Raw genomic sequence first — 13,328 nt, 5'->3', positions numbered from 1 at the left:
AGCCGAGCCTAGGTCCTGACGTGGTCACGTCCCCGAGCGGACCATGGACCGAAGGGCGCGCAGCGCGACCGACAGAGCAGCGATGTTGGGCTTCTCGAGCGAACGTATGCCGGTCAGCTGGCTCGCTCCGCGCGCCACCCCGTCCGCGTTGGCCCGGCTCCAGGCCTCGATGCGTTCCTCTGCGGTGACGACGCCGTCCCCGTCGAGGTCCTCCTCGAACTCGAAAGCGCTGCGGGTGAACGCCTCCAGCACGCCATAGAGGTCGTCACGCAGCGCGCCACGGGCCAGGGCGTCCCACCGGTCGTCACGTGGCAGGCCCGCCACCCGGGTGAGCATGCCGTCGATGCCGAACCGCTCGGACATGCGGAAGTAGACCTCCGCCACGTCGCGGCTCGTGCGACCGAGGTCGGTCGCGATGTCGACGACGTCGAGGAGCGAGTAGCAGTCGAGCAGCGTGGCCGCCCGCCTGGCGAGCCCGGTGGGCACCCCGGCCTCCTCCCATCGCGCCGACTGGGCGACGACCCGCTCACGCTCGGTCCCCTGCAGGAGCTCCGGGATCCGCGGGGCCAGCTCGGCGACGACCGGCGCGAATCGCTCGACCTCGGTGGTGATGTCGAGCCGCGAGGGCCGGGCCGCGAGCAGCCATCGCACCGCACGGTCGAGGAGCCGCCGGAACTCGAGATAGAGCTCGGTCTGGACCGCGGTCGGCAGGACGTTGTCGAGGGCCTCGACGGCCTCGACGTGACCGCGCAGGTCGAAGACCTCACGGCAGACGATGAAGGCGCGAGCCACCTGCTCCGGACTCCCTGCCGCCTCCTCCTGCGCGCGGAACGCGAAGGTGATGCCACCACGGTTGACCATCGAGTTGACGACCGAGTTCGTGACGATCTCACGCCGCAGCGGGTGCTCACCGAGCTCCGCGGCATACGTCTCCCGCAGTGCTGCCGGGAAGTACTCGGCGAGCGTCGCCTGGAAGTAGGGGTCGTCAGGCAGGTCGCTGACGAGGATGTCCTTCTTGAGGGCGAGCTTGGCGTAGGCGACGAGCACCGCGAACTCCGGCGACTTCAGCCCGATGCGCTCTGAGGCACGCTTCTCGATCTCGGCGTCCGTCGGCAGGAACTCCAGGGCACGGTCGAGCTCGCCGCGCCCCTCGAGCCACCCCATGAGGCGCATGTGCACCGGAACCATCGAGAGCTCCTGCGCCCGGGCGTTGCCGAGGAGGACGTTCTGCTCGTAGTTGTCGCGCAGCACGTGGTCGGCCACGTCGTCGGTCATGGAGGCGAGCAGGACGTTGCGCTCCTCCGTCGTGAGGTCCCCGCGTCGCACGACGTCGCCCAGGAGGATCTTGATGTTGACCTCGTGGTCGGAGGTGTCGACCCCGGCGCTGTTGTCGATCGCGTCGGTGTTGACGCGCACGCCCGCGAGGGCCGCCTCGATGCGCCCCAGCTGTGAGAGCCCGAGGTTGCCACCCTCGCCCACGACCTTGACCCGCAGCTCGTTCCCGTTGACGCGGATCGCGTCGTTGGCCCGGTCGCCGATCTCGAGGTGGGTCTCGCTCGACGCCTTGACGTAGGTGCCGATGCCGCCGTTCCAGAAGAGGTCGACCGGAGCGAGCACGATCGCGTGGATGAGCTCGGTCGGCGTCATCGTCGTGGCGTCGTCGGGCAGGCCCAGTGCCTCGCGGATCTCCGGCGTGACCGCGATGGACTTGAGCGAGCGCGGGAAGACACCACCACCGGCCGAGATGAGCGAGCGGTCGTAGTCGTCCCAGGACGAGCGCGGCAGCTCGAACAGTCGCTTCCGCTCCTGGAACGACTGTGCCGCAACCGGGTTGGGGTCGATGAAGACGTGACGGTGGTCAAAGGCCGCGACGAGCCGGATGTGCTCGGACAGGAGCATGCCGTTGCCGAACACGTCGCCGCTCATGTCGCCGACGCCGACGACGGTGAAGTCCTCGGACTGGCTGTCGACACCCATCTCGCGGAAGTGTCGCTTGACCGACTCCCACGCGCCGCGAGCGGTGATGCCCATGGCCTTGTGGTCGTAGCCGGCGGAGCCACCCGACGCGAAGGCGTCGTCGAGCCAGAAGCCGTAGGACTGGGCGACGCCGTTGGCGATGTCGGAGAACGTGGCCGTGCCCTTGTCCGCAGCGACGACGAGGTAGGGGTCGTCGCCGTCGTGCCGAACGACCCGCTCGGGCGCCTCGATCTCGGTGCCGGCCCGGTTGTCGGTGAGGTCGAGCAGACCGGAGATGAAGGTGCGGTAGGCCGACTGCCCCTCCTCGAGCCACTTCTCGCGCGAGAGTGCCGGGTCGGGGAGCTGCTTGGCATAGAAGCCACCCTTGGAGCCGGTCGGCACGATGACGGCGTTCTTGACCATCTGCGCCTTGACCAGTCCGAGGATCTCGGTGCGGAAGTCCTCGCGCCGGTCGCTCCATCGCAGCCCACCACGGGCCACGGAGCCGAACCGCAGGTGAACGCCTTCGACCTGGGGGCTGTAGACCCAGATCTCGTATGCCGGCCGCGGAGCAGGGAGGTCGGGGATCGCCTGGGGATTGAGCTTGAGCGAGACGTAGGGCTTGGCCCCGGCCTCGCCGTCGCTGGTGTCGTCGGCGTCCCCGACGGCCTGGAAGAAGTTGGTGCGCAGGGTGGCTTGCATCACCGCGAGGAAGGAGCGGATGATGCGGTCCTCGTCGAGCGAGCTCACCTCGTCGAGGGCGCTGGTGATGCGCTCGGCGATCTCCTGCTCGGCCTCCGCGCGCTCCGGTGTCGCGACACCCCCGAAGCGGTCCGGGTCGAACCGCGCCTCGAAGAACTCCACGAGGTCGGTGGCGATGGCCGGGTTGGAGACGAGCGCGTCCTCGAAGTAGGACTGGCTGAACGTCGCCTGCGTCTGGCGGAGGTACTTGGCGACCGTGCGCAGGATGACGACCTGGCGCCAGGTCAGCCGGGCGGCCAGGACGAGCTGGTTGAAGCCGTCGGACTCGGCGCGCCCGTCCCACACGGCGAGCACCGCGCTCTCGAAGAGGTCGCGCAGGTCCTCGTGGGTGACGCCGCCCCAGATCTTGGGGTCGCTCACGCGCAGCCCGAAGTCGTAGACGTGGAGTGGTGCGCGATCGGAGCGAGTCACCTCATAGGGCTGCTCGTCGACGACCTCGACCCCCATGTCGGTGAAGATCGGGAGGATGTCGGTGAGGGAGAGCGGGTCGATGCGGAACAGCTTGAAGCGGCGCAGGTTCTCGGCCGAGTCCGACGGGCGGTAGAGCGCGACGCTCGTGCCCTGCCCGTCGCCGAGCCGGTCGAGGTGGTGGAGGTCGGCCACCCCCTGGACCACCGAGAACGTCTCCTCGTAGGCGGTGGGGAACCCGCGACCGAACTTGTCGAGGAGGCGGTCACCCTCGACCTCGCCGAGCCGGTCGCGCAGGCCGTCACCGAGGCGGTCCGCCCAGTTGCGGCTGACCTCGACGAGCCGGCGCTCGAGGTCGGCGCGCTGCGCCTCGTCGAGGGACTGGATGCGCTCGCCGACTGGAACCCGGACGACGAACTGCAGTCTGGAGAGGGCGCGTTCACTCACCCTGGCCGTGAACTCGACGCTCTCACCGCCGAAGGCCTCCTTGAGGATCGAGGCCATGCGCGTGCGCACGCCCGTGTTGTAGCGGTCGCGCGGAATGTAGACCTGGCACGACACGAACCGACCGAAGTCGTCCTCGCGCAGGAAGAGCTTGGTCCGACGCCGTTCCTGGAGCTGGGTGACGGCCATGGCCGTCTCGAAGAGCTGGTCCGGCGTGGCCTGGATGAGCTCGTCCCGCGGATAGGTCTCAAGGACCTCCACGAGGTCCTTGCCGGTGTGCGAGTCGGCCGCCAGTCCGGATCGTTCGAGCACCGCGGCGACCTTCTCGGCGACGACGGGCAGCCGGAGGACGGACTCGGTGTAGGCCGTGGAGGCATAGAGCCCGAGGAAGCGCTTCTCGCCGAGCGTCTGTCCGTCCGCGGAGTAGGTGCGCACCCCGACATAGTCGAGGTATGCCGGACGGTGCACCGTCGAGCGCGAGTTCGCCTTGGTGAGGACGAGGACCCCTCGCTCGCGAGCCTTGGCGCTGGACTGGGGCGACAGCGGGATGAGCCGCTTGTCGGCGGGCGGGTCCTGCTGCAGCATGCCCAGGCCGGTACCACCGAGCGGGCGGATGACGTCGCCCTCGTCGGTGGCCTCGAGCGCGTACTCCCGGTAGCCGAGGAAGGTGAAGTGGTTGTCGGCCATCCAACGCAGGAACGCCACGGCCTGCGAGACCTCGCCCGGGTCGACTCCCCTGGGTGGCGCCCCCTCGAGCTCGGCGGCGATGACGAGGCACCGGGTGCGCATCGCGGGCCAGTCCTCCACTGCCTCACGCACGTCGCCGAGCACGTTCTCGAGGATCGCCTGGAGCTGCTCGCGGGCGGCCCCGTTGCTCTCGCGGTCGATCGTGAGCAGGATCCATGACTCCGAGAGGACGTCGGGGTCGCCGTCCCCGGCCGTGGCGCAGTCCTCGTCACAGGTCTCGAGCAGCCGCCCGGACTCGTCGCGGCGCACGCGCAGCTGCGGGTGGACCACGAGGTGGATGTCGATGTCGCGCTGGACCAGGGCCGAGGTGACGGAGTCGACGAGGAAGGGCATGTCATCGGTGACGACCTGGATGACCGTGCGGGCGCTCGACCAGCCATCGGTGTCGGTCGTGGGGTTGAAGACCCGGACCGCTGCCCTGCCGGGGACACGGGTCTGGGCGATCTCGAGGTGGGACTTGACCGCCCCTGCCAGCGTCTGCGCAGGTCGCGCGCTGAGCTCCTCGTCCGGCACGTGGCGGTAGTAGCGACTAACGACGACGGGCCCGTCCGGGCGGTCATCGAGGTCGGCGAACGCCGCGATGATGGCGTCGAGCGTGGTCGATCGGGGCTGGACCGATGACTCCGTCATGGTGCGCTGCAGATCCTTTGGTTGCGGCCTCGCCGATGGCGCCGGCGGGACACGTCTCTGTGTCCGAGACCGAGACTACTCACCCCGGTGGGGCTGTGGATGAGGGGCCGGGAGAGTGGCTCCTGAGCACTAGAGTGACGTGGTGCGCAGGCCCGTCGACTCCCCAGCACTCACTGAGGTGAGCGGCGTTCTCGAGGGCCTGTCGGAGACCGCCGCTGACGTCGAGGAGCGCCTGCTGTCCTGCCTCGTCGTCATGGGTGAGCCCGACGCACAGCACACCGTCGACGCATGGGTGGACCAGCTCGTGGACCTCCTCCGGGCGGTCGACGACATCACCGGTCAGCACCGGTCGACGCTGTCCCGGGTCACGACGCGGCTCGCCGACCAGCACTCCGCCGAGTCCCGGGAACCCTCGCTCCCCGTGGAGCAGACGTGAGGAGCTCGGTGCCCGGCGACCCGGGGTCCCTCGCAGCGGCCGGCACGGCCGCCCGTCAGTCAGCGCGCGACCTGGCCCGGGCGAGCGCAAGCGGCACGACGGCATACCTGTCCCTCAAGGACGTCTGGGGCACGTCGACGTCGGTGCGCACCCGCAAGGAGGGGCAACGGTCCATGGCGGCCCTCGCCGAGGCCGGCCGTCAGGCCGACGTCGTGGGCACTGCACTGCAGGGGTATGCCGCGGAGCTGAGTGCGTTGCAGGCTCGCGCTCGCCGGGTGGTCGACGCCGCAGACCTGGCCGGCCTGGTCATCGAGAACGGACAGGTGCGTCTCGGGTGGGGGGTGACGGGCGAGGCCGACCTGGAGGCGACCATCGACCGCTCGGCCCTGGTGGGCACGCTGCAGGCGGAGCTCGACGGGCTGGGGGCGCAGCACCGGCGTCGCCGCGACCGGCTGCTGGCGGAGCTGGCCACCTCGACGCGTGAGCTCGACGAGATCGCGACCGACCTCCGCCTTCGCTGAGGGGCGGCCGGTGAGAGGATCGGGATCCGCCACATGAGGAGACCCAGGTGAAGTTCACCCATCGAGCCGAGTACCCCGCCAGCGTCGACGAGGTCTGGGAAGTCATGAGCTCTGCGGACTTCCAGAACGCCAAGTGCGAGGCGACGACGACCGGTGACTGGACGTCGCACGTGTCGACGACGGCCGACACGACGAGGATCACGAGCGAGCGCGTCCTGCCGACCGATGACCTCCCCGACATCGCCAAGACCTTCGTGGGGCCGACACTCACGATCGCCGAGCTGCAGGAGTGGGGACCCCGCGCCGCTGACGGCAGTCGGACCGCCGACCTCCAGGTGCAGATCAAGGGTGCCCCGATGACCCTCAAAGGGACGGTCCGCTTGTCCCCCACCGCTTCTGGCAGCGTTCAGCTGATCGATGGCGACCTTCGGGTGAGCGTGCCGCTCATCGGCGGCAAGCTCGAGAGGGCGGCCTCGGACCCGCTGGCGCTGGCGGCGAGGACCGAGACCGACCTCCTCCGCCAGCGCGTCAGCTGAGCCTCAGCCCATGTGCGGGTAGGGGTGGGCCTTCGGCGGCACGAACGTCTCCTTGATGGAGCGCGGGCTCGTCCAGCGCAGGAGGTTCTGCGCCGAGCCGGCCTTGTCGTTGGTGCCGGACGCGCGCCCGCCACCGAACGGCTGCTGGCCCACGACCGCGCCCGTGGGCTTGTCGTTGACATAGAAGTTGCCGGCGGCGAACCGCAGGCGGTGTGACGCCTTGGCCACGGCCGCGCGGTCCTGTGCGATGACCGAGCCGGTCAGGGCGTAGGCCGAGGCGCTGTCGATGATGTCCATGACCTTGTCGAACTGGCGGTCCGGGTAGACGTGGACCGAGAGCAGCGGGCCGAAGTACTCGGTCGTGAAGATCTCGTCGTGCGGGTCCTCGCCGACCATGATCGTCGGTCGGACGAAGTAGCCCTCGGAGTCGTCATAGGTCCCGCCGGCGACGACGTCGATGCCGCTCGTCGCCTTGGCCCGGTCGATCGCAGCCTTGTGCTTGGCGAACGCACGGTCGTCGATGACGGCGCCCATGAAGTTGGACAGGTCGGTCACGTTGCCGACGGTGAGACCCTCGGTCAGGCCGACCAGGTCGTTCTTGATGACCTTCCAGACGCTGCGCGGGATGAACGCGCGCGAGGCCGCCGAGCACTTCTGGCCCTGGTACTCGAACGCGCCGCGGATCATGGCCGTGCGGACGACGTCGGGGTCGGCGCTCGGGTGGGCCAGGATGAAGTCCTTGCCGCCGGTCTCACCGACGATGCGCGGGTAGTGGCGGTAGGTCGTGAGGTTGGACCCGATCTCCTGCCATAGCTGCTGGAAGACCCGGGTCGAGCCGGTGAAGTGCAGCCCGGCGAACTCGGGGTGCTTGAGGACGACGTCCGAGACCTCGGTGCCGTGACCGGTCACGAGGTTGATGACGCCCGGCGGCATACCGGCCTCCTCGAGGACCTCGAGGACGAACTGCGCCGCGAGCGCCTGGGTGTGCGACGCCTTCCAGACGACGGTGTTGCCCATGAGCGCCGGTGCAGTCGGGAGGTTGCCGGCGATGGCGGTGAAGTTGAACGGAGTGATGGCATAGACGAAGCCCTCGAGCGAGCGGTAGTCCGTGCGGTTCCAGATGCCGGGCGCGTTGGCCGGGGGCTGCTCCTGGAGGATCTGACGGGCGAAGTGCACGTTGTAGCGCCAGAAGTCGATGAGCTCGCAGGCCGCGTCGATCTCTGCCTGGTATGCCGTCTTGCTCTGTCCCAGCATCGTCGCGGCGTTGACCTTGGCTCGCCAAGGGCCGGCCAGGAGGTCGGCGGCCTTGAGCAGGATCGAGGCGCGGTCGTCGAACGACATGTCGCGCCACGCGGGGGCTGCGGCCTGGGCGGCGTCGACGGCGGCTCGCGCGTCAGCCTTGGTGGCGTCGCGGATCGTGCCGAGGACCTGTGCGTGGGCGTGCGGCTGGACGACCTTGATCCTCTTGCCGTTGCCCTCGACCCGCTTGCCGCCGATGGTGTGCGGCAGGTCCCACGTGGTGCCGCCGACCTCGGCGAGCGCGATCTCCAGAGCAGCGCGCTCCGGGCTGCCGGGGGCGTAGTCGCGGACCGGCTCGTTGGTCGGGGCGGGGACCTGGGTCACAGCGTCCATCGGTGGTTTCCTCGATTCCATGGGTGTCTGGGGCCTTCCCATGGTCGCACGCTGCACCCCGCGCGACGTGCCCCCTCCCGGCCGCTGAGGTCTGCGCCGATGGCTGCTCCAGCGACCACCAGCGCAGACGGTGCGAACGTCGGGGCGGTCAGCTGCCGAGGAGGGCGATGACGTCGTCGAGCTCGGTGACGTCGTACCAGAGCAGGTCCGAGACGTCGCCGCCCGGCTCCTCGTCGATGTGGAACGAGGCGATGCGCGGGAGGGCGATCACCGTGTCGAGCTCCACGACGGTGTCATCGCTCGCTCCGTGATGGACCACGGCGGCGTCGACGTCGGCCGAGGCGATAACCCGCCGACCACCGTCGGGTGCACGGTCGGCAGCGTCGGCTGCGGCAGCCGACCACGCGGCATACTCACGCTCCTCGTCGTCGTTGCCGAGGCCGGGACGTGCCGGGGGCGTGAGGGCTGCGTGGGCTGCGACGGGAGCGGGTCCGACCTCACCGTTGCGGCGCAAAGCCGCGAGCGAGGCAGGGTCGAGCGGGACGTAGACGCGGACGAGGGGCACGACGGTTCCTTTCAGCGAGCCCTGGAGCGAGGGGCCTCGAGCAGCTCCTGGAGGGCGTCGACGATCGACTGGCCGAGCACGTCGACGTCGGGGAGGGCATCTCGATCGGCGTAGAGCCCGTAGTAGACGCCGCCGTCGTAGGACGTGACCCCGATCGACAACGCCTTGGACTGCCCGAGCGGCATGACCGGGTAGGTCGAGGCCATCTGGGCCCCCGCCACGAAGAGGGGGTGCTGCGGGCCGGGCACGTTGGTGACGGCGACGTTGTAGAGGCGGCGCGACATGGCACCACCGAGACGTGCGGCGAGGGTGTGCATCGTCGGCGGCGCGAATCCCCCGAGCCCGGAGAGGGTGTCGGCGTCGACCGCCCGACCGGCCTCCATCTGCTGGCGCATCGCGAAGGCGATCTGGTGCAGGCGCATGGAGGCGCCCGGCTCACCCACGGGCAGGTCGACGAAGCAGGCGGCGAGCTGGCGGCCGGGCGAGAGCTCGCTGTCGTCGCCGTGCACGCTCACGGGAACCATCGCGCGCACGGTCGTCCCGCCGTGCACGCTCTCGCCGCGCGTCATGAGCCAGGTGCGGAAGGCGCCGGTGACCGTGGCGAGCACGACGTCGTTGATCGTGACGTCGTCGGCGAAGGCACCCTTGGTGAGGCGGGACCGGATCTTCTTGTGGTCGTCGAGGTCGGTGCCGACCATGACGAAACGGCGGGAGCGCCCCACGGTGGCGTTGAGCGGTGACGTGGGGGCGGGGCTTGCCGAGGCGCGGGCCAGGGTCGAGACCACCGCCCCTGCTGCGCCGAGGAGGCGACCGGTCGTGGCCTTGACGTCGGTGATGCCCGACTGGACCGTGTCGACCACCTGGCTCGGAGTGCGCACGGAGTCGGCGAGCGCACTCACGACGAGCTCGGTCAGGGAGGGTTCGCGGCTGGGACGCCACGTGTCGTCGATGCTCTCGGAGCTGGGCGTGTCGGAGTCCTCGAGGATGAGGTGGGCGATGTCGACCGCGTGGACACCATCGACCAGCGCCTGATGGGTCTTGGTGATGATGGCGAACCGGTCGTCGGCGAGGCCCTCGACGAGGTAGACCTCCCACAACGGACGGCTGCGGTCGAGCGGACGCGGCTGGATGCGGGCGATGAGCTCCTCGAGCTGCTCGTCACCGCCGGGTCGGGGCAGGGCGGAGCGCCGCACGTGGTAGGTCACGTCGAAGCGCTCGTCGTCGACCCACACCGGGTTGGCGATGCGGCCGGGCACGGAGCGCACCCGCTGGCGGTATCGCGGGACGTAGGCGATGCGCCGCTCGATGATGCCGACGAGCCGGTCGTAGTCGAACCCCTCCGGGGGCGCATCGAAGACCATCACCGAACCGGTGTGCATCGGAGTGGCCGCTTCCTCGAGCGCGAGGAAGCTGCTGTCGAGGGGGCTCAGACGGTCGGACACGGCCCCATGCTCGCAGATCGCATCGCGCGACCCGGCCGAACTCTCACCCGGGCCGACGTGTTCCTCGTCCGAACCGGGTGCGTGCCCTGGCCCGGCCCACCCGGGTCTCGGCCGCCGGGGCGAGGTCGGGACGCACGACGTCGACGATGCGCGCCACTGCCCGGGTCACCGGCGCGGTCGGCGCGGACTCGACGAGGCTGCGGCCGGCAAGCAGGGCCGCGTCGCACTCGTCGGGAGCCCACGGCACGAAGATCGGCTCCTCGAGTCCGGCGAACCGGCCGAGCACGTCGCTGATCGCCCGCTCGGGCCGCGCTCCGGCAGCGGAGGCCCGCACCTTGTTGACGACGATGACCGGCGGGGGTGAGGGCACGACGCCGACGTCCTGCACGGCCCTGACGAGCCGCTGCAGACCGATGGGGTCGGCGCCACCGACGACGACGAGGCTGTCGCTGGTCTCCAGCGCGGTGAGCGTGGTCGCGTTGCGGCGCGGAGCGGCCGTGTCGTAGCTCAGCTCCTCGTCGTCCTCGATGGAGAACCCGCAGTCGACGACGACGTGGTCGACGAGACCGCGCGACTTCTCGAGGACGTCCTCGACCGCCGCGGCTCGCAGCTCGGGCCACCTCTCGGGCTTGGGTATGCCGGTGAGCACCCTGAGCCCGGAGCTCACCTCGGGCGCGACGCGAGAGAGTGAGGCCCGGTCGAGCGTCCCCTGCTCGGAGGCCCGGGCGGCGGCGGCGACTCCGGGCGCCTCGTCGATCAGCGCGAGCGCCTGGGCGACGCTGGCCCCCCACGTGTCGAGGTCGACCAGCAGGGTGCGGATGCCACGGGAGGCGAGGTCGGCGGCGAGGGTGACGGCGATCGTGGTGCGGCCGGGCGCACCTGCCGGGCCCCAGACGGCGGTGACGCGGGCACTTCGGGGCTCACCGAGGTCGGTCTCTCCAGCGTCGGTGGAGTCGAGTGGGGCCGAGCCGCCCGAGGCGGCCGAGGCGGCCGAGTCGGCCGGGGCCATCGGGTCGACACCGTCCCGTGTGGTGGCGGCCCCATCAGCCGTGCCGGTGTCGGGGTCCGAGTCGGGGTCCCGGCGGGGACCGGGCGCGCTCGTCGGATCCTCGAGCCAGCGGGCGAGGTCGGCGTCACTGACGCTCGTCGCGCTGCTGGGTCGGGGTCCTCCGGCCCGTGCCGAACGGTCGCCGCCCTCGGCCAGGTCGATGACGGTGCGGGCCAGCTCCTCAGGGTCGGCGCCGGGTCGGACCAGGGTGTTGACGCCGAGCTGACGAAGCCGCGCCTCGCCCGCGTCATCGCCCGTGGTGACGAAGCCCGCGACCCGGACACCGTGCCCGGCGAGATGACGCAGGGCGTCGCGGTCGAGCCCTCGGAAGTCGGCCGAGACGATGGCGACGTCGGCGATGCCCGAGGCGCCGGTGGACATGAGCTCGGCGACGTCAGCGCACCGACGCACGACGCTCACCCCGGAGGCGTCCTCGATCCTGGTGACGAGCTCCTGCTCGTGATGGTGCGAGACCCCGGTGATGACAGCGGTGGTCATGACGTCTTCGGCGCCACGGCGCCCGGGACCGCCACGAGGGTGATCTTGGCGCCCAGGTCGACGTCGCCGACGAGCTGCTGCACCTCGTCCTTGGGCACCATGACCTGGACGGGCCGGGTGTCGCCCGTCCCTCCACCCATGACGCTGTCCTCGCTCGAGAGTCCGACGACGGTCACACCCTCGAGGGCGAGGTTGGGTCCGGCGAAGGTGGCCGAGCCCACGGGGCCCTTGGCGGAGGCAGCCGGGCGGTTGACGTAGACGTCGACGACGGACCCGGTCTGGAGCGTGGCCGCCGACGTGGCGTCCACCTGGAGGGCGACCGGCTGGGCCGTGGCCCGGTCACGAGGGCCGACGGCACTCTGCGGGATGAGCTCGCCGGCGCGGACCTCGCGCAGCACGAAGTACGTCGGCGGCAGGCCGCCCTCTGCGCTCAGGTAGTCCGTGCCCGCCTCGCCGAGCTGCACGTCCACCCGGGTGACGTCCTCGGCGGTGAGCGGCTGGCCGGCCATGAGACCCGCCTTCGCGGCATACATCGGCACCCGGTCGTCGGCCCGGCTCATGGCGAAGGCACCGATGGCGGTCGAGGCGAGGACGAGCAGGAGCCCGATGAGGAGGCGGCTGTCGCGCCACGACGGCTTGCGCAGTCGTTGGGCGGTGGGCGTGGGCAGGTCACTCATCGCGTGCTCCGTGTCGTGTGAACTCGGCGGCCGGACATCGTCGGGGGTCGCCGCGCTCATCCCCCGCAGTGATTCTGACGCAGATCCGCGCACGCCGCGCGGGGAGGGCGGAGCCCTGTGGACAACCGCACGGTCCGGGTGGAGGCTGTGGAGGAGTGCCCCGGGGTGGCCTGCTGCGCGTGGCAGACTGTGCGTCGCAGACGACGAGAGGAGCCAGCCCGTGGCCAAGCGGTTCATCCCGCTCACCGAGGTGTCCGAGATCCTCGACATCTCCTCGGCGCAGGCCTACGCGCTGGTGCGCTCCGGAGACCTCCCCGCGATCAAGGTCGGTGGCCGCGGTCAGTGGCGCGTGGAGACCACCGCCCTCGAGGACTACATCCAGCGGATGTACTCCCAGACCCGGGACTTCGTCCGCACCCAGGGAGACGACTGAGCCCTCAAGGCTCAGCGTGCCTCGACGAGCACGACGGCCCAGAACGGGATCGTCTGGCGACCCCTGAGGTTCTCGGCGCGTCGGCTGTCCCCGATCTCGTGCTCCGCCAGGTCGAGCGAGTCCGCCCCGACGACGTCGATGGTTCCGGTGAGCACGTGCCCACTGGTGTCGGTGACGGCCACGGCAGCACGGTCGCGCGACAACCCACGAAGCGCATAGCCGAGCGCGAAGCGCCGGGCCGTGCGCGCCGCCGAGGCACGCACCGGTAGGCCGGCCACACCCGTGACCGAGGCGAGGGGGACGACGGCCTGACGACCGTTCTGGACCTGCACGAGGAGCCAGTCCTCGCCCAGGTCCAGCAGCTCCCCCTGCACCTGCAGCCCCGAGCGCAGCCGCAACCGCAGCACGGCGCCGACCGCTGCCGCCAGGCGAGCGCCGAGCTCGACGCTGGCCCGCTCGCGCCGGGTCCGGTCGGCCACCTCGGAGTCGCGCTCTCGCCGCTCCTCCGCCCCGAGCTGCGCCTCGAGGTCGTCGAAGAGCTGGTCCCACCTCATGCCCGGAGCGTAGAGCGCCCCGCCTCACACGTCCTGTTG

At 70.7% G+C, this 13,328-nt stretch carries 11 protein-coding genes; 4 read left to right on the top strand and 7 right to left on the bottom strand.

Features of this window, described 5'->3' with window-relative positions; translation table 11 throughout:
• Positions 1-24: 24 nt before the first annotated feature.
• Complete coding sequence (locus ACZZ98_RS14065; protein ID WP_463516830.1) at positions 25-4,947, bottom strand: NAD-glutamate dehydrogenase; 4,923 nt, start codon at positions 4,945-4,947, stop codon at positions 25-27.
• A gap of 142 nt (positions 4,948-5,089) precedes the next feature.
• Between ACZZ98_RS14065 and ACZZ98_RS14060 the strand changes: the two genes are divergently transcribed.
• The 3 genes from ACZZ98_RS14060 to ACZZ98_RS14050 are packed head-to-tail and all read left to right on the top strand — an operon-like array spanning position 5,090 to position 6,440.
• Complete coding sequence (locus ACZZ98_RS14060) at positions 5,090-5,383, top strand: hypothetical protein (RefSeq protein WP_463516829.1); 294 nt, start codon at positions 5,090-5,092, stop codon at positions 5,381-5,383.
• A gap of 8 nt (positions 5,384-5,391) precedes the next feature.
• Positions 5,392-5,904, top strand: a complete 513-nt coding sequence (locus ACZZ98_RS14055; protein WP_463516828.1) for a hypothetical protein — start codon at positions 5,392-5,394, stop codon at positions 5,902-5,904.
• Between the two features lie 47 nt (positions 5,905-5,951).
• Positions 5,952-6,440 carry a DUF2505 domain-containing protein gene (locus tag ACZZ98_RS14050; RefSeq protein WP_463516827.1) on the top strand — a complete coding sequence of 163 codons (489 nt, stop codon included), beginning with the start codon at positions 5,952-5,954 and terminating at the stop codon, positions 6,438-6,440.
• 3 nt (positions 6,441-6,443) lie between these two features.
• On the opposite strand, the gene pruA is transcribed toward ACZZ98_RS14050, so the two are convergent.
• The 5 genes from pruA to ACZZ98_RS14025 form a co-directional block, all read right to left on the bottom strand.
• Complete coding sequence (gene pruA / locus ACZZ98_RS14045; protein ID WP_463516826.1) at positions 6,444-8,072, bottom strand: L-glutamate gamma-semialdehyde dehydrogenase; 1,629 nt, start codon at positions 8,070-8,072, stop codon at positions 6,444-6,446.
• 148 nt (positions 8,073-8,220) lie between these two features.
• Positions 8,221-8,637: a DUF6912 family protein gene (locus tag ACZZ98_RS14040; RefSeq protein ID WP_463516825.1), complete on the bottom strand. Its 417-nt coding sequence runs from the start codon at positions 8,635-8,637 to the stop codon at positions 8,221-8,223.
• A gap of 11 nt (positions 8,638-8,648) precedes the next feature.
• Positions 8,649-10,079 (bottom strand): WS/DGAT/MGAT family O-acyltransferase, encoded by a 1,431-nt coding sequence (locus tag ACZZ98_RS14035; protein WP_463516824.1) that lies wholly within the window; start codon positions 10,077-10,079, stop codon positions 8,649-8,651.
• Positions 10,080-10,122: 43 nt separating this feature from the next.
• Positions 10,123-11,625 carry an AAA family ATPase gene (locus ACZZ98_RS14030; RefSeq protein ID WP_463516823.1) on the bottom strand — a complete coding sequence of 501 codons (1,503 nt, stop codon included), beginning with the start codon at positions 11,623-11,625 and terminating at the stop codon, positions 10,123-10,125.
• Positions 11,622-12,302: a CpaB family protein gene (locus ACZZ98_RS14025; protein WP_463516822.1), complete on the bottom strand. Its 681-nt coding sequence runs from the start codon at positions 12,300-12,302 to the stop codon at positions 11,622-11,624. Before ACZZ98_RS14025 ends, ACZZ98_RS14030 begins: the two co-directional genes overlap by 4 nt.
• A 220-nt stretch (positions 12,303-12,522) precedes the next feature.
• Here ACZZ98_RS14025 and ACZZ98_RS14020 point away from each other — a divergent pair, with 220 nt between their 5' ends.
• Positions 12,523-12,735 (top strand): helix-turn-helix domain-containing protein, encoded by a 213-nt coding sequence (locus ACZZ98_RS14020; protein WP_463516821.1) that lies wholly within the window; start codon positions 12,523-12,525, stop codon positions 12,733-12,735.
• Positions 12,736-12,746: 11 nt separating this feature from the next.
• Here ACZZ98_RS14020 and ACZZ98_RS14015 read toward each other — a convergent pair whose 3' ends face one another.
• The gene (locus ACZZ98_RS14015) at positions 12,747-13,289 is read right to left on the bottom strand and encodes a hypothetical protein (protein WP_463516820.1); all 543 of its coding nucleotides are present in this window, start codon (positions 13,287-13,289) and stop codon (positions 12,747-12,749) included.
• Between the last annotated feature and the right edge of the window lie 39 nt (positions 13,290-13,328).

This window comes from Knoellia sp. AC549 (assembly GCF_979258975.1).
Note: the sequence above shows the minus strand (reverse complement) of the source record. Positions and strands in the feature narration are given on the sequence as shown.

What these genes read in the sequence shown, in the direction of transcription:
- ACZZ98_RS14015 (WP_463516820.1), bottom strand. Translation starts at nt 13,289, where the DNA reads ATGAGGTGGGACCAGCTCTTCGACGACCTCGAGGCGCAGCTCGGGGCG.
- ACZZ98_RS14025 (WP_463516822.1), bottom strand. Translation starts at nt 12,302, where the DNA reads ATGAGTGACCTGCCCACGCCCACCGCCCAACGACTGCGCAAGCCGTCG.
- ACZZ98_RS14030 (WP_463516823.1), bottom strand. Translation starts at nt 11,625, where the DNA reads ATGACCACCGCTGTCATCACCGGGGTCTCGCACCATCACGAGCAGGAG.
- pruA (WP_463516826.1), bottom strand. Translation starts at nt 8,072, where the DNA reads ATGGACGCTGTGACCCAGGTCCCCGCCCCGACCAACGAGCCGGTCCGC.
- ACZZ98_RS14065 (WP_463516830.1), bottom strand. Translation starts at nt 4,947, where the DNA reads ATGACGGAGTCATCGGTCCAGCCCCGATCGACCACGCTCGACGCCATC.